31 protein-coding genes and 1 pseudogene are annotated in these 23,676 nt (G+C 38.9%); 2 read left to right on the forward strand and 30 right to left on the reverse strand.

What is annotated here, in order from left to right:
• Positions 1-19: 19 nt before the first annotated feature.
• Positions 20-535, reverse strand: coding sequence for a peptidylprolyl isomerase (locus tag CFH81_04105; protein DAB40685.1), 516 nt, complete (start codon positions 533-535; stop codon positions 20-22).
• A 62-nt stretch (positions 536-597) separates the two neighbouring features.
• A complete protein-coding gene (locus CFH81_04110; GenBank protein ID DAB40686.1) occupies positions 598-1,830 on the reverse strand; it encodes a glutamate-5-semialdehyde dehydrogenase in 1,233 nt (410 codons plus the stop codon).
• A gap of 171 nt (positions 1,831-2,001) precedes the next feature.
• Here CFH81_04110 and CFH81_04115 point away from each other — a divergent pair, with 171 nt between their 5' ends.
• The gene (locus CFH81_04115; protein ID DAB40687.1) at positions 2,002-2,763 is read left to right on the forward strand and encodes a pyrroline-5-carboxylate reductase; all 762 of its coding nucleotides are present in this window, start codon (positions 2,002-2,004) and stop codon (positions 2,761-2,763) included.
• 12 nt (positions 2,764-2,775) lie between these two features.
• Here CFH81_04115 and CFH81_04120 read toward each other — a convergent pair whose 3' ends face one another.
• The 5 genes from CFH81_04120 to CFH81_04140 all read right to left on the reverse strand — a co-directional run bounded on the left by CFH81_04120 (position 2,776) and on the right by CFH81_04140 (position 6,418).
• Positions 2,776-3,312, reverse strand: coding sequence for a L,D-transpeptidase (locus tag CFH81_04120; GenBank protein DAB40722.1), 537 nt, complete (start codon positions 3,310-3,312; stop codon positions 2,776-2,778).
• A gap of 32 nt (positions 3,313-3,344) precedes the next feature.
• Entirely contained in the window at positions 3,345-4,181 is an 837-nt protein-coding gene (locus CFH81_04125) for a hypothetical protein (GenBank protein DAB40688.1), read from the reverse strand.
• 7 nt (positions 4,182-4,188) lie between these two features.
• Positions 4,189-4,716 (reverse strand): hypothetical protein, encoded by a 528-nt coding sequence (locus CFH81_04130; protein ID DAB40689.1) that lies wholly within the window; start codon positions 4,714-4,716, stop codon positions 4,189-4,191.
• A gap of 25 nt (positions 4,717-4,741) precedes the next feature.
• On the reverse strand, positions 4,742-5,995 hold the full coding sequence (locus tag CFH81_04135; GenBank protein ID DAB40690.1) for a translocation protein TolB: 1,254 nt from the start codon (positions 5,993-5,995) through the stop codon (positions 4,742-4,744).
• Positions 5,996-6,073: 78 nt separating this feature from the next.
• Entirely contained in the window at positions 6,074-6,418 is a 345-nt protein-coding gene (locus CFH81_04140) for a hypothetical protein (protein ID DAB40691.1), read from the reverse strand.
• A gap of 73 nt (positions 6,419-6,491) precedes the next feature.
• Here CFH81_04140 and CFH81_04145 point away from each other — a divergent pair, with 73 nt between their 5' ends.
• Positions 6,492-6,749 carry a hypothetical protein gene (locus tag CFH81_04145; protein DAB40692.1) on the forward strand — a complete coding sequence of 86 codons (258 nt, stop codon included), beginning with the start codon at positions 6,492-6,494 and terminating at the stop codon, positions 6,747-6,749.
• 196 nt (positions 6,750-6,945) lie between these two features.
• Here CFH81_04145 and CFH81_04150 read toward each other — a convergent pair whose 3' ends face one another.
• From CFH81_04150 to CFH81_04260, 23 genes and pseudogenes are all read right to left on the reverse strand, one after another.
• Positions 6,946-7,332, reverse strand: a complete 387-nt coding sequence (locus CFH81_04150; protein ID DAB40693.1) for a biopolymer transporter ExbD — start codon at positions 7,330-7,332, stop codon at positions 6,946-6,948.
• A 2-nt stretch (positions 7,333-7,334) separates the two neighbouring features.
• The gene (locus tag CFH81_04155; protein ID DAB40723.1) at positions 7,335-7,856 is read right to left on the reverse strand and encodes a biopolymer transporter; all 522 of its coding nucleotides are present in this window, start codon (positions 7,854-7,856) and stop codon (positions 7,335-7,337) included.
• A gap of 55 nt (positions 7,857-7,911) precedes the next feature.
• Positions 7,912-8,298, reverse strand: coding sequence for a F0F1 ATP synthase subunit epsilon (locus tag CFH81_04160; GenBank protein DAB40694.1), 387 nt, complete (start codon positions 8,296-8,298; stop codon positions 7,912-7,914).
• A 15-nt stretch (positions 8,299-8,313) separates the two neighbouring features.
• Complete coding sequence (atpD, locus tag CFH81_04165) at positions 8,314-9,717, reverse strand: F0F1 ATP synthase subunit beta (protein DAB40695.1); 1,404 nt, start codon at positions 9,715-9,717, stop codon at positions 8,314-8,316.
• Positions 9,718-9,731: 14 nt separating this feature from the next.
• Complete coding sequence (locus tag CFH81_04170) at positions 9,732-10,619, reverse strand: F0F1 ATP synthase subunit gamma (protein ID DAB40696.1); 888 nt, start codon at positions 10,617-10,619, stop codon at positions 9,732-9,734.
• 13 nt (positions 10,620-10,632) lie between these two features.
• The gene (atpA, locus tag CFH81_04175) at positions 10,633-12,147 is read right to left on the reverse strand and encodes a F0F1 ATP synthase subunit alpha (GenBank protein DAB40697.1); all 1,515 of its coding nucleotides are present in this window, start codon (positions 12,145-12,147) and stop codon (positions 10,633-10,635) included.
• A gap of 22 nt (positions 12,148-12,169) precedes the next feature.
• Entirely contained in the window at positions 12,170-12,697 is a 528-nt protein-coding gene (locus CFH81_04180; protein ID DAB40698.1) for a F0F1 ATP synthase subunit delta, read from the reverse strand.
• On the reverse strand, positions 12,697-13,242 hold the full coding sequence (locus tag CFH81_04185; GenBank protein DAB40724.1) for a F0F1 ATP synthase subunit B: 546 nt from the start codon (positions 13,240-13,242) through the stop codon (positions 12,697-12,699). Before CFH81_04185 ends, CFH81_04180 begins: the two co-directional genes overlap by 1 nt.
• Positions 13,243-13,257: 15 nt before the next feature.
• The gene (locus tag CFH81_04190) at positions 13,258-13,680 is read right to left on the reverse strand and encodes a F0F1 ATP synthase subunit B' (protein DAB40699.1); all 423 of its coding nucleotides are present in this window, start codon (positions 13,678-13,680) and stop codon (positions 13,258-13,260) included.
• A 35-nt stretch (positions 13,681-13,715) separates the two neighbouring features.
• Positions 13,716-14,655, reverse strand: a pseudogene (locus CFH81_04195) (chromosome partitioning protein ParB).
• Between the two features lie 2 nt (positions 14,656-14,657).
• Positions 14,658-15,443, reverse strand: coding sequence for a sporulation initiation inhibitor Soj (locus CFH81_04200; protein ID DAB40700.1), 786 nt, complete (start codon positions 15,441-15,443; stop codon positions 14,658-14,660).
• Positions 15,440-16,075, reverse strand: a complete 636-nt coding sequence (locus tag CFH81_04205; GenBank protein DAB40701.1) for a biotin--[acetyl-CoA-carboxylase] ligase — start codon at positions 16,073-16,075, stop codon at positions 15,440-15,442. Before CFH81_04205 ends, CFH81_04200 begins: the two co-directional genes overlap by 4 nt.
• The gene (locus CFH81_04210; protein ID DAB40725.1) at positions 16,056-16,949 is read right to left on the reverse strand and encodes a methionyl-tRNA formyltransferase; all 894 of its coding nucleotides are present in this window, start codon (positions 16,947-16,949) and stop codon (positions 16,056-16,058) included. The genes CFH81_04205 and CFH81_04210 overlap by 20 nt, the downstream gene beginning before the upstream one ends.
• A gap of 16 nt (positions 16,950-16,965) precedes the next feature.
• Positions 16,966-17,727, reverse strand: coding sequence for a glutamate 5-kinase (gene proB, locus CFH81_04215; GenBank protein ID DAB40702.1), 762 nt, complete (start codon positions 17,725-17,727; stop codon positions 16,966-16,968).
• Complete coding sequence (locus tag CFH81_04220) at positions 17,728-18,840, reverse strand: GTPase ObgE (GenBank protein DAB40703.1); 1,113 nt, start codon at positions 18,838-18,840, stop codon at positions 17,728-17,730.
• Positions 18,841-19,287: 447 nt separating this feature from the next.
• Complete coding sequence (locus CFH81_04225; GenBank protein DAB40704.1) at positions 19,288-19,542, reverse strand: 50S ribosomal protein L27; 255 nt, start codon at positions 19,540-19,542, stop codon at positions 19,288-19,290.
• Positions 19,543-19,551: 9 nt separating this feature from the next.
• A complete protein-coding gene (gene rplU, locus CFH81_04230; protein ID DAB40705.1) occupies positions 19,552-19,857 on the reverse strand; it encodes a 50S ribosomal protein L21 in 306 nt (101 codons plus the stop codon).
• Positions 19,858-19,959: 102 nt separating this feature from the next.
• A complete protein-coding gene (locus CFH81_04235) occupies positions 19,960-20,349 on the reverse strand; it encodes a deaminase (GenBank protein DAB40706.1) in 390 nt (129 codons plus the stop codon).
• A 20-nt stretch (positions 20,350-20,369) separates the two neighbouring features.
• Entirely contained in the window at positions 20,370-20,705 is a 336-nt protein-coding gene (locus CFH81_04240) for a hypothetical protein (protein ID DAB40707.1), read from the reverse strand.
• Positions 20,706-20,729: 24 nt separating this feature from the next.
• Positions 20,730-21,413 (reverse strand): thiamine biosynthesis protein ThiF, encoded by a 684-nt coding sequence (locus tag CFH81_04245; protein DAB40708.1) that lies wholly within the window; start codon positions 21,411-21,413, stop codon positions 20,730-20,732.
• A gap of 1 nt (position 21,414) precedes the next feature.
• Complete coding sequence (locus tag CFH81_04250; GenBank protein DAB40709.1) at positions 21,415-22,221, reverse strand: carbon-nitrogen hydrolase family protein; 807 nt, start codon at positions 22,219-22,221, stop codon at positions 21,415-21,417.
• On the reverse strand, positions 22,218-22,427 hold the full coding sequence (gene xseB, locus CFH81_04255; protein DAB40710.1) for an exodeoxyribonuclease VII small subunit: 210 nt from the start codon (positions 22,425-22,427) through the stop codon (positions 22,218-22,220). The genes CFH81_04250 and xseB overlap by 4 nt, the downstream gene beginning before the upstream one ends.
• A 42-nt stretch (positions 22,428-22,469) precedes the next feature.
• Positions 22,470-23,564: a homoserine O-acetyltransferase gene (locus CFH81_04260; GenBank protein ID DAB40711.1), complete on the reverse strand. Its 1,095-nt coding sequence runs from the start codon at positions 23,562-23,564 to the stop codon at positions 22,470-22,472.
• Between the last annotated feature and the right edge of the window lie 112 nt (positions 23,565-23,676).

A 23,676-nucleotide genomic window follows, 5' to 3' on the forward strand; every position in this document is an offset into this window, starting at 1 on the left:
TAAGTACATCTGAAAATATTTAATTGCAGCCGCATCCGCCATGGGTACTGCAACAGCCGCTTTCAGCACCCCCAACTTGACCGGAAGCCGCCTCTTCAGTAGTTGCCTCTCTCTCATCAAGAACAGTCACAGCAAACATAAGATCTTTTCCGGCCAACGGATGATTGAAATCAATACTGACCTCATTGTCATCAAAAGCAGTTACTGTTACCTGTATAGTCTGTCCGTGCTCTCCCTGACCATAAAGCGTCATACCCACTCTAAGATCTACGCCTTCAAATTGTTCAACAGGAAGCGTCTGTTTTGCTTCCGGATCAATTTCTCCATAAGCATCGGCTGCTTTTACCAACATGTCTCCACTCTGACCTTTTTCCATCCCCACAAGAGCATTCTCAAGTCCAGGGATAATGTGACCTTTACCTGTAATAAACTCCAAAGGATGACCACCTTTATTGCTGTCTACAATTTCAGAAGAACCTGCTTCTTTTACTTCATACTCGATAGCTACAACACTATTTTCGTTTTGAATTGCCATGCTGACTCCATATTTTTGAATTTCTGCTATTGTAGCTAAGGAAACTTTAGTCAGCCTTAGCTTTATCTAATTTGTCCCGATCCGTATATTTTATATTTATAGGTGGTAAGCCCTTCAATCCCCATAGGCCCTCTTGCATGAAGCTTATTGGTGCTAATCCCTACTTCCGCACCAAAACCGAATGCACCTCCGTCAGTAAATCTTGTAGAAGCATTTACATAAACAGCGGCTGCGTCAACGCTGTTAAGGAAAGTTTCTGCCGTAGTAATATTTTCTGTGATGATTGCCTCGGAGTGCCCAGAACCAAAACGCACGATATGTTCTATGGCACCTTCTACACCCTCTACTACCCTAATGTTTAATATATTAGCCAAATATTCTGTATCAAAATCTTCTTCGCTTGCAGGAGCAACAGTAATTAATTTTTGCGTCTCTTTGCATCCTTTAAGTACGGTATGCGCATTATCAAAAGCGATTTTCAAAAGAGGCAAAGCCTCTTTTGCAATACTCTTGTCTACCAAAAGTGTTTCCATTGCATTGCATACCCCGGGTCTTTGCACTTTGGCATTAAGCGCTATTGCAATTGCATTAGAAAGGTTTGCACTTTTGTCAATGTATGTATGGCATTGTCCCTTATCGTGTTTCACTACGGGGACAGAAGCATTTTCACTCACATACTTTATAAGTCCTGCTCCTCCGCGGGGAATAATCAAGTCAACATATTGATCCATTTTGATAAGCTTTGCCACGCTCTCCCTTGAAGAGTCCGGCACCAAGGATATCAAAGAGGAAGGGAGGTTGTTTTGAATCAAAACATTTTTAAGTATGTCAGCTATAGCTTTATTTGAATTTTCAGCCTCCTTGCCGCCTTTTAGCACGCAGGCGTTAGCGCTCTTAAAACATAATGCTGCTGTATCGCTTGTTACATTTGGACGGGACTCGTAGATGATGCCTATCACGCCGATGGGAATGGACACTTTTTCTATTTTTAATCCATCTTCAGTCACCCAGCCGTCCAATACCCTTCCGACAGGCTCTTTAAGTGCCGCTATTTCCTCTATCGCCACTGCCATTCCTTCGATTCGTTTTTCATCCAGATAAAGCCGGTCCATCAAAGCCGATGACAGATTGTTCTTTTCTCCATTTAGTATATCCAATGCATTTGCTTCCAGCAGTGTTTTACTGTTTACTCTCAATGCTTCTGCCATCTCTTTGAGAATACGATTTTTTTGAGACCCTCTTAAAGCAGCCAATACCCTGCTTCCCTCTTTTGCTTTTGCCAAAAATGCTTCCATTTGATACCTCTGTTTGTTAACTGTTGTTTTTATTTTAACAAACTAATGGTTAATCAATGATATTTGAACCATATTTGTTGTCCATGATGCAATGGACACTGTGTTAGGATCCATTTTTTATTTCCAGGCAATCATGATATAATCATACCATTAAGAAAAAACAGGAAAGAAATGAAGCAGACAATTACATTTATCGGCAATGGCGAGATGGGATTAAGTATCGCAAAAGGTCTTAAAGAAAAATACCATATAGAGGTTGCAGGAAGAAATATGCACAAACTTGATGCGTTTGAATCAGCCCTTGGTGTCAAAATAGATAAATATCTTATAGACGATTTCAATATTTCGGGGAAAACAGTTCTTCTATGCATAAAGCCTGCAAACGTAGAAGAGGTTTCTGCTAAACTCAAAGGAAAATCAAGGGTCCTTTATTCTGTATTGGCCGGTACATCCATAGAAAAACTTAAAACACACTTTGAAACCGATGCTATTGTAAGATGTATGCCAAATCTTGCAGCCAGTATTGGCTATTCAATGACCACACTTACGGGCACGATCTCCTTTCAAGAAGAAGCTAAAATTCTACTTGGAAGCATTGGTTTCACATTGTGGCTTGAGAGTGAAAAAGAATTAGATATCGCGACTGCCTTGGCAGGCTCAGGGCCTGCATATCTTGCTCTTATTGCAGAAGCTCTGAGTGACGGAGCAGTCAAGCAAGGAATGAAACGAACCGATGCAATGGAAGTGATGAGAGGGCTGTTTGGGGGGTTTGGAAAACTCATACAAGACATTCATCCCGCATTGCTTAAAGATGGAGTTATGAGTCCCGGCGGGACCACTGCAGCTGGCTACAGTGCCTTAGAAGAAGGAAATGTCAGGTCTTCATGCATCAATGCCATAGAAAAAGCCTACAACAAAGCAAAGGAATTATGAAAATTTCATTCATCACTTCAGATAAATTTTACGCAAATCCTCTTGGGCATAAGGCATATAGGAATGTCTGGTAACGACTATTCTCATTCCTATGCGTGCCCATTTAAAAATGACAGGGATATCTTTTTTATCGACATGAATACACCCATGAGACATCCAATCCACGCTGCCTTGGTGCAGCGCATGACCTCTTTGGGTGAACTTAATCATATAATCCATATTGTTTATGCCGCTAGGATCAGGAAAAGCTGTAGACATGTGATAACGACGCTTTTGGATAACAGAAAAAACACCCGAAGGACTTGCAAACTCAGGCACACCGGAAGTCACAGGTCCGCTCCACCAAACCGTGCCGTCTCTGTCAACAGCATAAAATCTTCCGTCGCTTCCTTTTTCTCTCACAGAAACCAGAATAAAATCTTTTCCGGTTAGATCTATTTTTTCTCTTTTTTTGTGATGAATTATTAAAAATTCCGTTTTAGAAAGAGGGATGGTCTCAGAACCTTTTACTTTAGGCTGATCTGGCCAAACGAAAGAAGGAGACAGCATGGCTAAAATAAAAAATGTTTTTAGCCAAAACATTATAGGCCTTTCAGCCTTTGTTTTGCAATCTCTGCAGTTTTTTTACCTGAATAATTTGCTATGATATTTTCATAAAATGCTTTTGCCTGTGCTTTATCGCCAATATTTTCCAATGATATGCCCGTATGCAGCAACAGTGTATCAATATAACCCGCCTGATCATAAAGACCGGCACTTTTTTTATAGTGGAAAATTGCATCCTCATACTGTTTTGTGTAATAAGCAATTTCCCCTAGATAATAGTTAGATGCGGCACTCTTGTATCCCTTTTTGTCGGTGATGGCAAATCTTTTTTTTGCTTCATCATAACGAGAGTTACCAAACAGTCTGACTCCCTCACTGTAAAGATTGGCAGCCGGCTGATTCTCTAAATTTTCCAAAGAAGATGAAGGTTCTACAGTCTGATTGGACTGAAAAGAAGAAGGTTGAATATTTTGGCCCTTTCCCAGTGCTTTTTGAAGTTCTTCTTTGCTGACATAAGTTGCGTTGATCTTATCAATCATATTGGCAAGATCTTTGAGCAACCCTTCATTGTTAGCGGATGCTCCCATTGGCATTTGACCGCTCGCACCGCCTTCTCTTAGCTCGTTGAGTGAAGCACTTAAGCCTTCTATAATAGATATTAAACCATCAATTCTTTCATTCTGTCTTGCTACTTCTTGCTTTAGTTCCGCAATAGCTTTTCTATTTTCAAAGACGACTCTTTCACCTGATGTTAAGCTATCGTCCATTCCATTGCCGGAATCTCCAAAACCATATACTGACGGTTCAGCCGTCAGTATTGCTGAACCAAGCAGCAAAACCATAACAAAATGCTTGAAAGTCACTTTTTTCATGTCTGTCCTAGTTTGCTAAACGAATATCAACTCTTCTGTTTCTTTCATAGCATTCATCTGTAGGCTCATTACACACAGGGTTGCTTTCACCGAAACTAACAATAACCATTTTGCTTGTGCTTACGCCTTGCGCAGCAATAGAATCTCTCACCGCATTAGCTCTTTTTAGGCCTAGTGCATAATTGTACTCATCCGTACCAAATTCGTCACAGTTTCCTTCGATTTTAACCTGCGATCCTCTGGCATTATTTGCTACATTTGCATTGGTGCTTATACGTTCTTGCATTGAAGAAGAAATACCATAGTCTCCAAATCCAAAATAAATACTTTGGAAACCATCGCTGCTGCTGTTGTAATTACTTCCGGCGCCAGCTTCATTTCCATACTTGTTTTCGTCGATTGATACAGTATCATCTCCAAATTGTGTAGCATCAGATACATTGTTTTTTCCAGCCAAATCAGGAGCCGTTTGGCTACATCCTGTAAAAACTAGCACAGAAATTGCTGCTGTTGTCATTATAAATTTTTGAATCATTTTTTTATCCTTTTTTTTAAATTCATTACCAATCTATCGATTGCATTTTACTTCCGGAAATTGGGAAAAGTAAACTTTGATGGCTTTCAAGATTGATATAACCAACTGAAGAGCCACGGCCGCTATGCTTAATAAATAAAATCACGCTTCCATCTGCAGAAAATCTCGGAAACTGATTGGCTCCCGTGGTAGTTAATGGACGAGTACCGGATCCTAAAGAAGAAGTTAAATAAAGATTGAAAGTGTTTTTTCCAAAAGTATTTTGACTTTCTCTGCTAGAATAGACGATTTGATTCCCATGGGCATCACATGCATTATTATTGCGCCCATGATAAACTATTTGCGAAACAGCTGCACCATGCAACGATTGTTTAAAAATATTTGCATATCCTAATCTATTGGAAACAAAGACAATATTGCTTTCGTCGTCTACATATTTTCCATTTACATCAATCCCATTAAAATTTGTTATTTTTGATTTTGATTTTGATCCAACATTAAATTCAAAAATATCTGCCTGTCCCTCCGGAGCCATGGTCAACAAGAGCCTGCTGCCATCTCTGCTGACATCAGAACAAACCAACATTCCCTCAGATGAAACGATTTTCTGTCTTTCTCCGCTATAAATATTGATTTTATAAAGAGTTGGAATCAAACCGGCATATGAGGTATAATAAAAGCTCTTTTGCTCGACATCTGCCCATTTAGGAAAAAGATTGAGCCCCCCCCTGATAATGACTTTCTGATAGTTAAAGGTATAATCAGCCAACAATATTTCACTGCGTCCCGGTGTTGTATAGCGAGAAAAAACTACATAACGATTTATCCAAGAGATATCGGGATAATTTAATGCACTATTGATATCACTGATAGCTTTATGTCCTAAAAAAGGTAATTTTTCAACAGCAGGTATGGCGTAACTTTTTTTAAAGAGCTCTGAACCATCAGAAGCTTTCAACAGGCGCACCATAAGCTTCACTCCATTCTCTGAAGAGAGTGCATACTTCAATACATACTCTTTACTCTTTAGTGCAGGAGAGATAAAATTTGAAGCGAAGTCATCTTGGTTGTGGATTGTGTCTGCCAAAAAATGACCGGATATTTTAAGATCCGAAAGTAAAAGATTGAAAAATTTTTCATTGGGAACAGAAGAACCATCAACCAACGCAATACGAGAACGCTGCTCTACGTCTTTTTGTACTTTTAGGGTAGCATCAACCCCAAATAGTGTTGTCGCAAAAACATGCAACACAAGCAATAAAGTTAAAAAATATTTCAAACAAAATCCTTCTAATTTTCTATTGTATTGCGTATTGTATCAGTCATGTGTTGAAATGTTCATTAATTCAAATTCTCTTTATTCGTTTGCTTCAAATTCAACATCTAATTCATAAGGCCTGCCGCCCTGATGCGGACCAAAACCTATCTTTTGCAATTGCGTCAAATACGCTTCTAGCCCTTCGTTAAAGCCGGGAGCCGAAGACCCTGTTATTATTCTAAATTGAAAGGACCCATCTACTTGCACCTTAAACCAAACTTTAGCTTTCTCTCCGGCAAATTCACTTTGTGCAGGCCATCCTTGAAGTATTTTTTCGACTTTTGCAAAATAAGCATTTTCCACTCCGCTGTCGCTGTTTTTTTGTATTTTTAACGAATTGGATACAAGATCGCTTGCACTTGGCTTATCTGAAACCTTAATCATATTATTGACAGGTTTACTTTCAGCCGGTGTTTCGCTTGGCTTAACAATATCTTTCTTTTCAGGCGTATTGACTTTGGCAAAAAGATCGCTTGTCTTAACAACTTTTGGCGGCTGCTTCTTTTCTTCTGGCTTTTGCACCGGTTTTTCAACTGCCTTTGGAATAACTTTTTCCCTAGGAAGAGGTTTTTCAGCTGGCACAGGCTTTGGCGTTGGTTTTGGCGTTGGTTTTGGTATAGGCTTTGGCGCTGGTTTTACTGCAGGCTCGGGAATCGGTTTGGGTTCTGGCTTTTTGATAGGTTTGGGTTGCGGCTTGGGCGCTGGTTTTGAGTGAGGTGCAGCTTTTGACTCAGATTTTGTTTTTTGTATGGGAGAACTGATTGAAACCTGAATTCGATGTTCATTTTTTTCAACAAAATGGATGCTTTTTTTTGCATTATGCACATTGAAATAATACAATAGCACGCCAAGCAATGCAAAATAAATACCAAATGCCAGGGCACCTGAGACAAGTTTTGAATTTTTTTCCATCATTGGGTAATAAGAGATGCCTTTTCAAAACCGGCAGCTTTAACACTTTTAAGAATATACATAACGCTTTTATACTGCAACTCTTCATCTGCACGTATATACACTTCACTGTTTTTATCGTATTTCACCGAAGCATTGACAAAATCGTCAGCGAAAGTCTCTACAGTATAAACATCATTATTGAGATAAATTTTTTCATTTTTATCCATACGAATCGTTAGTGTTTTAGGTTTTTCAACCTGAACCGACTTGGAGCCCTGCGGCAAGGTAATTTGTTCCTGAAATGTGACAGTTGGTGCCGTAACCATAAGAATAGCCATGAGTACCAGCATCACATCCACTAGCGGTGTGATGTTTAAGTCCGGATTATCATCCCAGGTAAACATACTTATGCCTCATTTATTTGAGAGAGTATAACTTCTGATTGAGAACTCAACAATGAACTCAATTCATAAGCCTTGCGTTTCAAAATCAAATGAAAAGTATAAGCAAAAGTAGCAACTGCTATACCTGCTGCAGTCGCGATTAGCGCTTCGGAAATTGCAGGAGCAACAACACTTAAAGAGGCGCTAGACTGTCCTCCAAGCTTCGTAAAAGTTTCAAGTATGCCTATGACAGTGCCAAAAAGACCAATAAACGGAGAAGTGGAAGCAATAATAGACAGCCACGTCAATCCTTTAGTGGAGACACGAATTGCATCTGATGACGCAGCTTCAAGTATAGCTTTATTGGGTGCATTGACACGTGCGAGATAGGTATAAAGAAGCGACGTATGCTGTACATTTTTCGATTGTCCCGTATAGAGCGCTTTAAGCGATTTTCCTTCTGACACAATACGTGTATTCAGAATATACAATCGATCAAAAAATATCCAAAATGTTGTAATAAAATAGCCCGACAGCAACACCATCACAAAGATAGTTATTGCGCTGCTGCTTATGAAATAATCAAGAAAAGAGTTCAAATTAAAAAGACTTTCCAATACGTTCTATTCTGCTAACCGCAGATGCGATAGCAGTATTTGAGGCTTCTGTACTCTTCAGTAAGGCTTTTGCCTTCTCTAGTGCCAAAGCAAGATCACTATCCTCACCCGAAATTGCAACTGCACCATCAACAATACAAGTCGTTTTTTCTTCATCGACTTTAACATACCCAGAATTAATAGCCACGGCCACTTCTGAATTGTCTGCTTGATCAATCACAATCACACCTGTATCAAGCAACGACACCAAGGTAGCATGCTCTGGCAATACGCCAAATTCACCTTCGCTACCGGGCAACGTTACCTGTTTTACTTCAGCGTCAAAAATTACACCATCGGGTGTAACTATTTCTAGCTTCAAAAGTTTCATAGTTATCCTTTAAGATTATGCTTTTGCGCTAATCTTATCGTTTTTAGCAATCGCTTCAGCCATGTTTCCTACCATATAGAATGAAGCTTCATTCATATGGTCATATTTGCCCTCAAGAAGACCCTTAAAACCTTCCAATGTATCTTCGAGTGTTACATATACACCTGGAGATCCCGTAAACACTTCAGCAACGTGGAATGGCTGAGAAAGGAATTTTTCAATCTTTCTGGCTCTTTCAACAACAAGTTTATCATCTTCACTCAACTCATCCATACCTAGAATTGCGATAATATCTTGAAGATCTTTATATTTTTGAAGAACTTGCTGAACACCTCTTGCCACTTTATAGTGTGTGTCTCCAATAATCTGCGGATCAAGCATTCTTGAAGTTGAATCCAATGGATCAACTGCAGGATAGATACCTTTTTCAGCGATCGATCTATTAAGAACGGTTGTAGCATCAAGGTGTGCAAATACTGAAGCCGGAGCAGGGTCAGTCAAGTCATCTGCAGGAACGTATACCGCTTGAACAGAAGTAATAGAACCTTTTGTTGTAGAGGTAATCCTTTCTTGAAGTGCACCCATCTCTCTAGCCAAAGTCGGTTGATATCCTACGGCCGAAGGAATACGTCCAAGCAATGCTGACATCTCTGAACCTGATTGTGCAAATCTAAAGATGTTGTCAATAAACATCAATACATCTAGACCCATCTCATCTCTGAAATATTCTGCCATGGTAAGACCTGTCAATGCGATACGGTTTCTTGCTCCCGGAGGCTCACTCATTTGACCAAAGCATAGAGCAACTTTATCTAAAACGTTTGATTCTTTCATTTCGTGATAAAGGTCGTTACCTTCACGTGTTCTCTCACCAACACCGGCAAATACTGAATATCCGCTATGCTTCATTGCAACGTTGTTGATCAGCTCCATAATAATAACAGTTTTACCGACACCGGCACCGCCGAACAGTCCGACTTTACCACCTTTTGAATAAGGCGCAAGAAGGTCAACGACCTTGATACCTGTTTCAAAAACCTCTGTTTTTGTGCTCTGCTCTTCAAATGACGGAGGAGCTCTATGGATTGACCAATACTCTTTGGCTTCAAGCTCACCTTCGTCATCAATTGTTTGACCGATAACGTTAAAGATACGTCCAAGGACTTCAGTCCCAACAGGCACCTTAATAGAACTACCCGTTGCTTTGACTTCTTGTCCTCTCACAAGGCCTTCACTCATATCCATAGCAATTGTTCTTACTCTGTTATCTCCAAGTTGAGCCGCTACTTCCAACACCAATTTTTGTTTTTTGCCGTCAATTTCATAGGTTGTTTCCAACGCTTCGTTGATCTCCGGCAAGTAGTCTGTAAAATCCACATCGATTACTGGACCCAAGACTTGTACTATTTTACCTGTCATTACTTCTCCTCTAATTATTTCATTGATTCCATACCACTGATAATCTCAATGAGTTCAGTCGTAATGGCTTCTTGTCTTGCTTTGTTGTATTTCACGGTAAGTGTTTTAACCATCTCTTTGGCATTTTTTGTCGCTGCATCCATCGCTTGCATACGCGCAGAATGTTCTGCTGCCAATGAATCAATAAGTGAATAATACATTGTATATTCAACATAGCGTTTCACCAACGCATCAAGCAGTGTATCATCATCATCCGGCTCCACTTCAAGCTCAGAAGTTGAAACAGCATTGAGCTGTAGCTTTGAACTATCAACAGGCAAGACCTGGTCTTCACGTATCTCTTGTGAAATCATACTGACATAACCGTTATGAACCAAAACAATTTTATCTGTTTCGCCATTTACGTATGAGTCAGCCACTTCAGAGATAAATTCTGATGCTGTTTTGTAATCGGGTGCTGCACTCAAACCAACAATTTCAGTATTGAGCTCAATACCATTAAACCTAAAGTAATCAATACCTTTTCTTCCTATAGCCCTAAGACGCACTTTTGTGTCTTGAGCTTTATATTCAGAAATTAGCTTATTGACTCTTTTGATCGTTTGGGCATTAAAGCCACCACAAAGACCTTTATCAGCAGTGATAAAGATAATATCTACCTTTTTAGGATTTCTGTTTTCCTTAAAATAAACATTATCAATTCCCTCTGCATTGTTTTTCTGCATTTTTTGAGCAATCTCGCTTATGAGTTCGGTCAATTTTGCAGCATAAACTCTTGATCTTTTAGCTAATTCTTCTGTTCTTTTCAATTTTGCAGAAGAGACTAGCTTCATAGCGTTCGTTGTTTTTTGCGTATTCTTAACGCTTCCAATTTTACGCTTTATCTCTTTTAAATTAGCCATTTTTTAGCCCTTCTTATCCAGCAAATGATGCTTTAAAGTCTTCGATAGCTTTACGTAATTCTGTATCTGTATCGTCATCAATTTTTTGAGAGCTTCTAATGCTATCAAGTATGTTTGCGTATTTTGCTTCCATGAACGGCATAAGTTCTGCTTCAAATTTTGTTACAGACCCTACAGGAACATCATCCAAGAACCCTTTTGAACCTGCAAATATAATTACAACTTGCTTTTCGATAGCAATAGGAGAATATGGTCCCTGTTTAAGAACCTCTACCATTCTTTGCCCTCTCTCGAGTTGCTTTCTTGTATGCTCGTCAAGGTCAGATGCAAACTGTGCAAATGCCTGAAGCTCTCTAAATGATGCAAGATCAAGTCTAAGTGTTCCTGAAACCTGCTTAGTCGCTTTAATCTGAGCAGCGCCGCCCACACGTGAAACAGAAAGACCCACGTTAATTGCCGGCCTAATTCCTGAGTTAAACAAATCGGTCTCAAGGAAAATTTGACCATCGGTAATTGAAATAACGTTTGTTGGGATATATGCCGCAACATCACCCGCTTGTGTTTCAATAATAGGGAATGCCGTAATAGATCCTGCCCCAAGATTGTCGTTGAGTTTCGCTGCTCTTTCTAGCAGTCTTGAGTGAAGATAAAAAACATCACCGGGATAAGCTTCACGGCCCGGAGGTCTTCTAAGAATTAATGACATTTCTCTGTATGCCACGGCATGTTTAGATAGGTCATCATAAAAAATTACCGCATGTCTTCCGTTGTCCCTGAAGTATTCAGCCATTGTTACACCTGCATACGGAGCAAGAAATTGAAGTGCTGAAGAATCTGCTGCACCTGCATTTACCACGATAGTGTAATCCATTGCGCCGTGCTCTTCAAGCTTTTTAACCGTTGCGGCAACCGTAGATTGTTTTTGACCGATTGCAACATAAATACATACAACATCTTGACCTTTTTGATTGATAATGGTATCAATTGCCAAGGTAGTTTTTCCTGTTTGTCTGTCGCCGATAATAAGCTCTCTTTGCCCTCTGCCTACCGGTACAAGTGCATCAATTGCTTTAATTCCTGTCTGAAGCGGCTCATGAACTGATTTTCTCGCCATAATACCGGGTGCTTTTTCTTCTACGAATCTGTACTCGGCTGCCTCGAGTGCACCTTTTCCGTCCAATGATTCGCCAAGAGGATTTACAATTCTACCCATCAATCCGTCGCCGACTGGCACCTTGAGAAGTTCACCAATTCTTTTGACACTCATGCCTTCTTTGATGCCTTCGCTTGAACCGAGTACAACAACCCCAACATTCGCCTCTTCAAGGTTTAATACCAACCCCTTTGCGCCGTTTTCAAACTCTACAACCTCACTTGCCATAACGTTGTTAAGACCATATACGGTTGAAATGCCGTCAGCAATACCTACTACTCTTCCTATTTCATTGATGTCAACATCAATCTCAAAGTTTTCAATTCTTTCCTTGATGATTGAGCTTATTTCATCTGCTTGCAATTTAACTGCCACTGATACTCCTTTCTTTAGATTACTATAGTGATTTCTTAATGAAATCAATTAATTGTTCTTTCACTCTCTGTTTAGAAAAGTTAACCTCAATACCTAAATCGTCAACTGAAACACGCATACCGTCAAGTTCACTTTTTTCCTGTGTTAATTTGACGCTTGAGCCTGTATATCTTTTGAGTGTCTCTTCAAGACTGCTCAGGGCTTCCGCACCAAGTGATTCTTTGCTTCTCAAAACACCTTGGTATATATTTGACTTTTTTTGTGCGTCGGCGTTCAATACTTTTGTAATTGCCGGTATCAAATCCAATCTTTTATTTTCACCTAAAATTTTAATGAAATTAATAAGTATAGTATCATTTGTCCCATTTAATGCATCTACCAACATTTGAGTTTTCTGCTGACTTGAAACAATCGGTGAAGTCAAGACTTTTTGAATCTCACTGTCGCATATTGCTTTGCTCAATAGATTTAAAAGCTCCAAACTCTCTTTTAAATCTTTTTTGGCTGAACTTAATGCTTTGGCATATCTTTTAGCAATCAACTCTTCCATTATGCCACCTTCTTGCTGATGATTTCTACTACTTTGCTTTCATTGATCATGATATCGTCATTGCTGATATTTTGACTCAAAACTTCATCAATCACTTCTCTGGCAGATTTTCGTTCTTCCATGGTCATTTTTTCTTCAAGCTGTTTTTCCATAAGAGACAACTCATTTTCATTTGCCTGACTGATTTTTTCAGCTAAAAGCTTTGCTTCTTTTTTTGCATCAGCAATAATTTGATCAGCTTTTTTTTGACTCTCTTCTAGGCGAACATGAGCTTCTCTTTCTTCGTGTTTTGCTGATTGAAGCTTTTCTTCTATCTCTTGGAGTTGTGCCGCAATACCTTCTTTTCTTTCTTTAAAAAAGTTTTTGATCGGATTGGCAGCCAAATAATAAAGCAATGATGCAAATATAATAAAGTTTACCACCCTCGGGATAAAGTCATTTTCTCTGCCTGTTTGTGCAAAATAGCGCCCCTCTTCCGCATGTCCGCTACTTGCAAGAACAAGTGCAGGAATGAGCAAAAGAGCCAATGCTGTCCATTTTTTCATATTCATCTCTCTCTCCTATAGTTTGCTAAACTTAGCTTTTAAGCTCTCTTTGAATAGAGGCATTTGAGAAAGAAGTTCATTTTTTAGGTTTTCTTTATCCATAGTTAGCTTTTCCAAGAAACCTTGATACTCTTTATTGAGTTCATTTTGTTTTATTTCGACTTTACTTGCAGCCAACAATTTTTGCTCATCGATTGCTTTTTGTCGTATCGCGGCAGCTTCATTCTTAGCATTGCTAATATTTTCATCTGCTTTGGCATTAAGTTCATCACTATTGCCACTAAAACTTTTTGCTGCTTCTAAATTTTTTGCTATCGAGTTGTTTCTGTCATCCATAAATTTTATTAATGGCTGAAATAGCATTGAATTTAAAAGAACAAGAAGAATTAGAAATAACACTAAGACGAACAACATCAATGGTAAGTGTATGTCAAGCATTAATACTCCTCATGTAATTTCGCATTATTTTACCATTATAGATATGAGGTTTTGATTAAAATATTACGTTTTATAGAAAATATTGAGGAGTATTGGCTACAATTATCTTTATTTATAAAACAAAGACAAAAATGTTTTTATTTCATCTTCGTTTTTAAAATTTATTTCAATACTGTTTGCTTTAATTTTATGAGAAAAAGGAAGGGCGCTGCTCAATTGTATCCGATAAGGTTCAATTAAAAAATCTTCCTTTTTCTCAGCAGCAGGCAAAGCTTTTTTTTCCCTATAATTTTTAATCATTTTTTCCGTATCGCGAACACTTAATTTTTGCCCCAAAATACTTTGAATTAAGATTTTTTGCTTTTCTTCATCCAGTCCTATCAATACCTTAGCATGTCCCTGAGAAATTTTTCCATTGATAAGTTCTTTTTGCGCATAGCTACTGAGGGTTAAAAGGCGCATTGTATTGGTAATTTGGGAGCGGCTTTTATGAACTATACCAGAAAGTTCCTCGTGTGTGATTTTGTGAACTTCTATTAATTCAGCATAGGAATTGGCCAGCTCAATTGCATTGAGATCTTCTCTTTGAATATTTTCAATCAATGCAAGTTCCCGAAGCCTTATCTCTCCGATATCAACCTGTGCAATAATTGCCTTAATCTGCTGAAGTTTTGCAAGCTTATGCGCACGAAGACGACGCTCTCCGGCAATTAGAAGATATCCATCCCCTTTTTCAATCACAACAATGGGCTGCAATAGTCCGTGCTCTTTAATGGAGTCGCTTAACTCTTGTAATGCTTTTTCGTCAAAATGTTTACGCGGTTGAAAAGGATTGGGGACAATGCTGTTTACATCCAGCTCTTCTACCCGCGCCCCTTGGGCTTCAAGCTCAAAACTATCAATATTGCTCAAATCTTTTTCGTATGCTTCTTCAACTTCGCTAAGGATTTCCCCCAGTCCTCTTCCTAATGCCATTTTTAATTTCCTATAATTACTGTCGCCAAATCGCGATAAGCAACAGATCCCTTAGATGTCGAAGCATATTCTGTCACCGGTTTTCCAAAACTAGGACTTTCGGCTATTTTTACATTACGGGGAACCACGATGCACTCTTTTGCTTTCTTAAGATGAAAAAGCTTATCTTTAAAATGATGACTCAAATCCGCCAATACTTGCTTGGAAAGGTTGTTTTGAGAAGAGTACATTGTCGGCAAAAAACCTTTAATTTTCAGTTTTGGATTAATAGTTTTTTTTAAAAGACTCACAGTATTAAGCAGTTGAGCTAAACCTTCAAGTGCAAAAAATTCGCATTGTATCGGGATAATAACAGAATCTGATGCACTCAATGCATTAATTGTAATAGGGCCAAGCGCAGGAGGAGAATCTATAATAACATAATCATACCTCAGAGAAATCTCATTGATCTTTTCTTTAAGTATCAGTTCTCTATTTTTTCTCTTGGGATTATAAAACTCTTTTTCTATGCCCACCAGACCTATATTCGATGGCACAAGATGCAAGCCTTTCACTTTGGTTTTAAGTGTTACTTCGGATATACTTTTATTCCCTATCAATACATGATAAATATTAAATTCATAATCTGCTCTGCTAAACCCAAGACTTGTTGTGGCATTAGACTGCGGATCTATATCCAAGAGAAGTACTTTTTTTCCATTTTCAGCCAAAGAGGCTGCCAAATTTACCGCTGTTGTTGTTTTTCCTACGCCACCTTTTTGGTTGGCAATGCTTATCACTTCGCTCATCGTAAACTAAACACCCTCTTCCCTTCTAAGATTAAAGAGCCGTCCTCGCACAAAACAGCACCAGAAAGACTCTTTTTGCAGTTTTCAATATGTACCGAAAACTCTCTGCTTCGTTCAAATTCTACCTGATACTCACTAAAAATATGCTTCCATTGAGGGAATTTGTCAAGTGCTTCAAGATACAATTTAAGTAGTTTTTCTGCTGAAACATCGCACGTGAGTGCTCTAAAGCCGTATTGATTATTTTTAAGATTGATACCAATGCCGCAAATCAAAATATTATTGACTTTTTGTGTAATTGTTCCGCCCACTTTATCTTGATCTAGATAAAAATCGTTAGGCCACTTGAGCCACACTTTTTCTCCCAAGTCATTCAAAACTTTTTTCATAATAAAAGAAAAATAAATTGAAGCGGACGATAAAGCCAAATCCTTAGGAAGCGCATCAATAGACAAAGCTATGGAAGCAAAAAAATTACCTTCTCCTCCGCTCCATGTATTTTCTCTACTGCCTACTCCGACATTTTGTTCTGAGGCAATAACCGCCGCAGGAGATTTAAGTGCACCTGATTTTATCTTTTCTAAAAGATATTTTTGCGTAGAAGGAAGACTCTTAAATGAGTATATTTCCAACCTTTAACCCCCTCCCCGCACAATAAGATTTTGCATCCATCGGTTTCTTGGAAACAGGCTGCAAAGTGATAAGCTTCAAAGAACCCTTCAGGCAGCCTACCGTAACGCCGTCCTGTGCAACACACATTATTTCCCCCCTACGATGCTTTGAGTTGGTTTCAACGATTTCAATCTCCAAAAGCTTGGTACCCGATGTGGTAAAAACACCTGGCCACCCCTCAAACGCTCTATATTTGTTATACAGTTTTCTTGCATCATCAAATGTAACTTCCCCATCGCCCTTCTTTATCTTTTTACAATAGCTTGCATCTGTTTTTATCTGTTTTTGGGGTGCGATCTTTTCAAAATTTCTAAGGATATCTAAAGTTAATCGGCATGCATCTTGACTCAGTTTAGCCATAAGTGCATGCAGTCTTATCTGCTCTGGAATTTTGAAATAATAGTATCCCAAAATCGGTCCGCTATCCAAACCCTCCTCCATTAACATTGCTGTAACACCTGTATAGGCATCCCCATGCAGCAGCGACTGCTGTACCGGACTTGCTCCCCTGTATTCAGGCAACAATGAGGCATGAAGATTGACACAGGGCGCAATGTCCAAAATGGCTTTTTGCAATAGCTGTCCGAATGCTGCCACAACAATCAAATCAGGAGTACTGGCCCTAATAGTCTCAACAATACCTTCGTCAGTTAATTTTTCTGGCTGCAATACTCTGATACCATGGGCTTGAGCCAATATCTTAACAGGCGGCGGCGTCAGAACCTTTTTGCGTCCTGCAGGCCTGTCTGGCTGAGTGATCACCAGATTAACATCCATATCTTCTGCATCTATAAGAACTTGGAGTATCTCTTTGGCATACGAAGGGGTTCCCATATAGACAATCTTTTTCTTACCTAACAAAAAGAGTGCCTCCCTTGTGTTGATTTTTAATCAGAAAATCCCTCACATTACTTAGGTCAAAACCATTTGCTAAAAACATTTCTCTTTCATGCTTTAACAAAAAGTCTGCCGCCTGCAGTTTCGTAACAATACCTCCTGTGGCAAATGTATTGTTTGGCGTATGATCGGCATGCAATTCTTCTTCCCGTATTTCATGAACAACCAAACGCTGCTTCGCATCTTCGTACTTGTGAGGATCTTTGTCATAATAGGCATCAATATCTGAAAGTATGACCAAGAGTTTTGCATCAAAATAGTACGCCACATGTGCCGAGAGCCTGTCGTTATCACCAAAAACCAACTCTTCAATGCTGACCGTATCGTTTTCGTTAATAATAGGAATTACTTTATTTTTCAAGAGTGTATCGATGGCAGCTTTTGCATGTGCAATATGTCCCGGGTTTTCAAACACATCTGCGCTTAACAGCACCTGAGAACAAAGCATTCCAAATTTTGCAAATTTCTCTTGATACATTTTAAGCAGCAAGGGTTGTCCAATTGCAGCTAGAGCCTGTCTGTTGGCAACAATACTTTTATCTAAAGGGAGTTGCGTATATCCCGCAGCAACAGCTCCGGAACTTACCAATATCGTCTCATACCCATTTTTTTCAAGATCGGCAATCAAGCTTACCAAACCAAGCAGCCTCTCTTTTGCCATAGCCCCATTTTCAGTCAAAACATGAGAACCTACCTTAATAACAATACGCTTCATTTATGCCTCTTTTTCCTCAACTACATTTTTTACAAAATCGCCCAAGGCATAGCGTAATGCCTCTGTATTTAAATGTGCAACCGATGATATTGGAAGCACAAAAAAAGGTTCTTTTTGCGGCAACAAAACCCCAAACTCTTTTTTAAATCCATAACTAAAAAAATCTGTGTCGGCTTTATATTGTTTCAAGGTATCATTTGCTTCAAGGCCTATATCTTGCAAAAAAGCCTCGATCAATCGATTGGCTTCCTCTTGGGGCAACGCATCTATCTTTGTGATGGCTATCGCATATTTTCGTTTTGATAATGTCTCAGAATAGCGCTCCAATTCAACCAAAAGTGTTTCATACTGGTACTTCATTTCTCTATAGTTGGAGACATCGATCATTATCAACAATGTTTTAGTTCTTTCTATATGCTTTAAAAACTCAAGCCCCAATCCTCTACCATCACTTGCGCCCTCAATAATACCTGGAATATCTGCCATCATAAAGGAATCATAATCACCAATATGCACTACGCCCAGCTTGGGAGTCAGAGTGGTAAATTCATAGTTTGCTACTTCCGGCCTTGCATTGGATAGTGTAGAAATTAATGTTGATTTTCCCACATTAGGATACCCCACAAGTCCTACGTCGGCAATAAGTTTCATCTCCAATCTGACATGCTTTATGATTCCAGGCAATCCCGGCTGTGCATAGGTAGGCCTCTGGTTGCTGGCGCTTTTAAAGTGCATATTCCCCAGTCCCCCTTTGCCTCCCTCAAGAAACAAAACCACCTCCCCCTCATTCACAAGGTCCAAAAGTTCTTCGCCTGTCTCCATATCTATCACCTGCGTTCCCGGCGGAACAACGATAGTTGTATCCTTTCCTTTTCGCCCGTAACATTTACGCCCTTCTCCGGGGCGGCCGTTTTCAGCCTTAATGACATTTCGTCCGCGGAGTGAAGAAAGCGTATCGGTATTGTTATCTACTTTAAAAAAAACAGAACCTCCTCGACCTCCGTCTCCTCCGTCAGGACCACCTTTGATCACAAATTTTTCTGTCCAAAATGAAACTGCTCCGGCTCCGCCTTTACCTGAACTTATTGTAAGTTCTACACTATCTACAAACATAAATTAAACCTTTAAAGTTATAAGCATCTCCCTTTTAAGGGAGGCCTAAATGAATTGCAAAATTATATCCAAATTAGAAAAATTATCGCTATAATTTTACATGAAAGACTGGGAAATGGGGTTTTTAGATGAACACAAAATTAAACTTTTTACTGTTGTCAAGCTTTTTATCTGTATTGTTCATTGGTTGCACACCCGCAAAAACACCTCAGAACCAAGGAGGATATTATCACAACGGTATTTATTTTGGTAAAAATTTGAGCAAAAGTTTTCAAGATGGTATTCAGGATGGATGCACTACTGCTCGAGGCGATTATCAAAAATCACATACTCTTTTCAACACCAACGAATATTATCGAGAGGGATGGTTTCTGGGTCGGAATAAATGCCGATTGAATTAAACAAATGAAGAAAACAAAAAGTTCGGCTATAGCCGAACTTTTTAAATTAAGCAGGAACTACCGAAACTTTTTTTCGTGTAGCTGTTTTGTTTTCAAATTTTACAACACCTTCAATAAGTGCAAAAAGAGTATGATCTTTTCCCATACCTACACCTGTACCCGGGTGCACTTTTGTTCCTCTTTGTCTGATGATGATATTACCAGGAATCACTGCTTCCCCACCAAATTTTTTCACGCCTAAACGACGTCCAGCTGAATCACGGTTATTCTGGGTAGATCCCTGACCTTTCTTATGTGCCATCTTTGCTCCTTATGCGATTTTAGTAATTCTTACTCTAGTGAAGTCTCTTCTGAAACCTCTTTTAAGTTTAGAATCTTTTCTTCTTCTCTTTTTGTAAATGATCACTTTTTTATCTCTACCTTCATTGATCACTTCACCTTTAACTACGGCACCTTCTACGAAAGGAGTACCTACAGTTAATTCACCATTGTCAAGTGCAAGAACTTCTTTGAATTCTACTGCACTTTTAGGCTCAAGATTCATATTGTCAAAACAGACGATATCGCCTTCTTTGACTTTGAATTGTTGGCCACTTGCTTTAATGATTGCGTACATTGCAAACCCTTTACTGTCTATAATTTTTTAAAAAGTTCGTGATTATACCTAAAGTTGTTTTAATGTTTTTTTAAACCAAAACCTATTTGTTCGCTTTTGTTGTCAATAGTTATAATCTTGGCTTGCAACCGCAATGCATTCTATTTCTATCAATGCATTTTTAGGCAGCATTTTGACCGCTACAGTACTTCTTGCAGGTCTATGGGTACCAAAATAATGGGCATAAATTTTATTAACTTTGTCAAAATCATTCATGTCAACCAAAAAAATAGTGGTTTTAACCACATCGCTAAAACGTACGCCTGCTTCCTCAAGAACATAAAAGAGGTTTTTCATTACTTGATGCGTCTGATTTTCTACATCATCGCCTGCCATCACACCTTTTTCTGTGAGTGCTATTTGTCCTGACGTATAGACAAAACCATTAACCTCTATAGCCTGTGAATATGGTCCTATCGCTTCTGGTGCTTCTTTGGTTGCAATAAATTTCATTGTTTTCTCCTTTTTATTAATCAATTGCTTTCATAAAAAATATAATTTGTAGAATAGTCAGAAAATTCAAAATAAACCTTTTTCTCACCGTTGTCTACTGTGCCGTTAAAATTTTTATCATCATAGCCGTAACCGTAACGATAAGACCTTGTCTGACTGTCATTTGTGCCCTGCGCTGTTGAAAGTTTATCAATTTTAACAAACTTGTGAACCAGTTTATCTCCTGCGTATATATCAAGAACACCGTTGGTTCCCGTCCAATTTTGCAAAGACCGGCTCATCGAATTCTGCGTTTCTTGGGTGCAGCCTGCAAAAAATAACATTACACATGAAAAAAATATTAATTTTAATTTCATAACCACTCCTCTTATATTATTATTTTAGCACTTTTTGGCTTTTGGCATTCCAAATTTCTGAGTGATTAATTCACCCTCCTGATTAAAATAAAGATAATACAGTTTATCTTTAGCCACAGAAAGTCCGGCTAAATATCTTAGCGCCAAGTTGGCTTGAAGTGAGCCAATATGCATAACAATGGGCGCTGCTATACCTCCGGGCTTATGATTTGAAATATTAAAGACTTGGAAATTCGCTTCTTCAAAAAAGCAGACTTGCCCATTAAATTCTTCTACACTGGCGTAAATCCACGGTGTTTTTGTCTGCTTGGCATACTTGTCTATCTCGCCCCTTACAGGAAGATTATCTGTAGCATCAAGAATAAGGTCATATTTGTTTTGCAGTCTGCTAAATGCTTCAAAATCCATATCAAATCCTATTATTTTAACAAAAGGATTTTTGTTTTTAATGAGCTGCACAGCCGTTTTAGCTTTATTTTTGCCTTCGTCCGCCAGGGTAAATGCAATTTGTCTATGGATATTATGTAACGATACGGTATCAAAATCTACTATGTGTATCTCACCAATCCCCGATGTACCCAATGCAAGAGCCAAAGTGCTTCCAAGGCCGCCGCTGCCTATGATGGCTATCTTTTTTTTCTCTAAAGATTTCTGTGTGGCTTCACCCCACAACTGTATCTGTCTACTGAAGTATGCTTCAGGTATCACCTCAAAGCTCCTTTCTCAACTTAAGTTCCCGCTCAAACCCCCAGGATTTACGATGTTCTGTAATTTCAGTCTTATCGATCACTTCGATAAGCATTGATTCTTTATCTTCAAGCATCATCACTACTTCGCCTTCTGGATTAACAAGCATTGTATCGCCATAAAACCTCCACTTAACCTCATCGTCACTATATTCGCCTAAGCGATTAGCACGCAAAATAAAACATCCGTGCAAAAAGGCCTTTGTTTTAATAATTTCACGCCAACGGTTATGCGATCCAAACGTTGAAGCCGTAGGTAAAAGCACAATATCAATCTTCTTTTGGGTAACTTTTTCCCAGAAAGGATCAAAATGCAATTCAAATCCTGCCATCACCATCACCCTAAAACCGTTGATCGTAAAAATCATAGGATCTTTGAGTGGCGCTATAGGGTTGGCAAAAAATTTCTTTTCATTCCAGTGCGCATACGGTAAAAGTATCTGCTGCTCATAATAGCTGATACTTTTGGGAGTAATTTTTATGATCGTCTTATGGTAGCCGTCTTTTTGGGTTACAATGATAGGGGCAATAAAAACTATATCATACTTTTCAGAAAGCTGCTTGAGAAGTTCAATATGTTTTCGGCTCTGCTCTTTAACCATATTGATTGACATGCTCTCAATCTCTTTAAAAAAATGATTCAGCACATATTCGCCAAAAAGTATTACATTTGCTCCGCGCTCACAGGCTTGCTTAAGATAAAAGTCCAACCGTGTGGCATTCATACCTAAAGTAGGCAGCTGAAGTGCCGCTACAACCAACTGCTTCACGACTCTTCTCCGCTATTTTGATTGGCCTGCTCAATAATAGTGATCTTTATTTTTGCTTCTTCTATAAGTTTTTGGGCTTCTTTGATATTTTGAAGTCCTTCTTCATATACTTTTACGCTTTCTTCGAGTGTAATTTCAGGATTCATTAATTTTTCAAGTAATACTTTTGAGTGTTCCAATTTCTCTTCAAATGTTTCGTTTTTCATTTATATTCCTTTTACATTCTCATCATTAAATAAAAATATGTATTACCTTAATATCTCTTTTATAGATTCATCAAACTTTTCCAATTCTACCAAAAAAGCATCATGGCCATACTCGCTTTTCACTTCCAGATAACTGCACATTTGTCTATTGCGTTCCATCATCCTATAGATATGCTCCATTTCCTCAGGAAAAAAAAGATAGTCCGTAGAAAAACTGATCAAATGCGTTCGCGCCTTAATCCTTGAGATTGCATCATAAAGAGAGTCGTATCCGCGACTTAGATTAAAGGTATTGATTGCTTTAACGATATACAAATAACTTAATGGATCGAACATGCGGGCAAAATTTGCCGTATTGTACTCCAGATATCGCTCAACTTCATAACGTCCAAAAAGCTCAAATAAACCATCGTTGCTCACATAGTTACGTCCAAATTTTTCATCCATCGAGGCAGGAGAAAGATAAGAAATATGGCCGGCGATACGTCCGATAGCCAGTCCATTCAAACCTTCTTTTTTAAACGCATTTTTATCATAATTTCCGTTTTTAAAGCGAGGATCTTTACGAATAGCCTCTACGGCTACCTTATTAAAAGCAATTGTCCAAGGTCTTGTTGCATATGTTGCAGCCAGTGAAATAATGTCGTCAGCCAAGTTCGGATAATCTACGGCAAACTGAAGTGCCTGCATCCCCCCCATTGATCCGCCTATAATAGCGCGCAAATGATAAATGCCAAGAGAAGAGAGCAGTTGCATCTGCGCCCTAATCATATCTTTGATGGTTACAACGGGAAACTTTAAACGGTAAGGTTCTTCGCTCGGATACATTCCGCTCATCGGTCCGGTACTCCCAAAACATGACCCTATCACATTGGTACAAATAACAAAATATTTCTTTGTATCTATCGCTTTGTCGTCTCCAATAAGCCCATCCCACCAGCCAGCTTTCCTGTCACCTTCATGGAAACCTGCCGCATGGTGAGATCCGCTAAGGGCATGACACACCAACACAACATTGCTTTTGTCTTCATTGGGTTCCCCATAGGTTTCATAGGCGATCTCATACGGCTCTAAAATACGTCCGCTCTCTAGATACAAAGGGCTGCTAAAACGCGCTGTTTTTGTTACGATTTTCATTGACTGCTTTTTGCTTGGATTGTTTTTGGCTATTTTATCTAATTTGGGCTTTATAACCGTCGTTTTGAACTTATTTCAAAACCTGAAGTACTTTTAATAATCCCCGGATAAA

Origin of the sequence: Sulfurovum sp. UBA12169 (assembly GCA_002742845.1) — a bacterium.
Classification (GTDB): domain Bacteria; phylum Campylobacterota; class Campylobacteria; order Campylobacterales; family Sulfurovaceae; genus Sulfurovum.

Excerpts from the sequence above, each read along its gene's own strand:
- CFH81_04105 (DAB40685.1), bottom strand. The coding sequence starts at position 535 with ATGGCAATTCAAAACGAAAATAGTGTTGTAGCTATCGAGTATGAAGTA.
- CFH81_04110 (DAB40686.1), bottom strand. The coding sequence starts at position 1,830 with ATGGAAGCATTTTTGGCAAAAGCAAAAGAGGGAAGCAGGGTATTGGCT.
- CFH81_04115 (DAB40687.1), top strand. The coding sequence starts at position 2,002 with ATGAAGCAGACAATTACATTTATCGGCAATGGCGAGATGGGATTAAGT.
- CFH81_04120 (DAB40722.1), bottom strand. The coding sequence starts at position 3,312 with ATGCTGTCTCCTTCTTTCGTTTGGCCAGATCAGCCTAAAGTAAAAGGT.
- CFH81_04125 (DAB40688.1), bottom strand. The coding sequence starts at position 4,181 with ATGAAAAAAGTGACTTTCAAGCATTTTGTTATGGTTTTGCTGCTTGGT.
- CFH81_04130 (DAB40689.1), bottom strand. The coding sequence starts at position 4,716 with ATGATTCAAAAATTTATAATGACAACAGCAGCAATTTCTGTGCTAGTT.
- CFH81_04140 (DAB40691.1), bottom strand. The coding sequence starts at position 6,418 with ATGATTAAGGTTTCAGATAAGCCAAGTGCAAGCGATCTTGTATCCAAT.
- CFH81_04150 (DAB40693.1), bottom strand. The coding sequence starts at position 7,332 with ATGTTTACCTGGGATGATAATCCGGACTTAAACATCACACCGCTAGTG.
- CFH81_04155 (DAB40723.1), bottom strand. The coding sequence starts at position 7,856 with ATGGTGTTGCTGTCGGGCTATTTTATTACAACATTTTGGATATTTTTT.
- CFH81_04160 (DAB40694.1), bottom strand. The coding sequence starts at position 8,298 with ATGAAACTTTTGAAGCTAGAAATAGTTACACCCGATGGTGTAATTTTT.
- atpD (DAB40695.1), bottom strand. The coding sequence starts at position 9,717 with ATGACAGGTAAAATAGTACAAGTCTTGGGTCCAGTAATCGATGTGGAT.
- CFH81_04170 (DAB40696.1), bottom strand. The coding sequence starts at position 10,619 with ATGGCTAATTTAAAAGAGATAAAGCGTAAAATTGGAAGCGTTAAGAAT.
- CFH81_04180 (DAB40698.1), bottom strand. The coding sequence starts at position 12,697 with ATGGAAGAGTTGATTGCTAAAAGATATGCCAAAGCATTAAGTTCAGCC.
- CFH81_04185 (DAB40724.1), bottom strand. The coding sequence starts at position 13,242 with ATGAAAAAATGGACAGCATTGGCTCTTTTGCTCATTCCTGCACTTGTT.
- CFH81_04190 (DAB40699.1), bottom strand. The coding sequence starts at position 13,680 with ATGCTTGACATACACTTACCATTGATGTTGTTCGTCTTAGTGTTATTT.
- CFH81_04200 (DAB40700.1), bottom strand. The coding sequence starts at position 15,443 with ATGAGCGAAGTGATAAGCATTGCCAACCAAAAAGGTGGCGTAGGAAAA.
- CFH81_04210 (DAB40725.1), bottom strand. The coding sequence starts at position 16,949 with ATGGGAACCCCTTCGTATGCCAAAGAGATACTCCAAGTTCTTATAGAT.
- proB (DAB40702.1), bottom strand. The coding sequence starts at position 17,727 with ATGAAGCGTATTGTTATTAAGGTAGGTTCTCATGTTTTGACTGAAAAT.
- CFH81_04220 (DAB40703.1), bottom strand. The coding sequence starts at position 18,840 with ATGTTTGTAGATAGTGTAGAACTTACAATAAGTTCAGGTAAAGGCGGA.
- CFH81_04225 (DAB40704.1), bottom strand. The coding sequence starts at position 19,542 with ATGGCACATAAGAAAGGTCAGGGATCTACCCAGAATAACCGTGATTCA.
- rplU (DAB40705.1), bottom strand. The coding sequence starts at position 19,857 with ATGTACGCAATCATTAAAGCAAGTGGCCAACAATTCAAAGTCAAAGAA.
- CFH81_04235 (DAB40706.1), bottom strand. The coding sequence starts at position 20,349 with ATGAAATTTATTGCAACCAAAGAAGCACCAGAAGCGATAGGACCATAT.
- CFH81_04240 (DAB40707.1), bottom strand. The coding sequence starts at position 20,705 with ATGAAATTAAAATTAATATTTTTTTCATGTGTAATGTTATTTTTTGCA.
- xseB (DAB40710.1), bottom strand. The coding sequence starts at position 22,427 with ATGAAAAACGAAACATTTGAAGAGAAATTGGAACACTCAAAAGTATTA.
- CFH81_04260 (DAB40711.1), bottom strand. The coding sequence starts at position 23,564 with ATGAAAATCGTAACAAAAACAGCGCGTTTTAGCAGCCCTTTGTATCTA.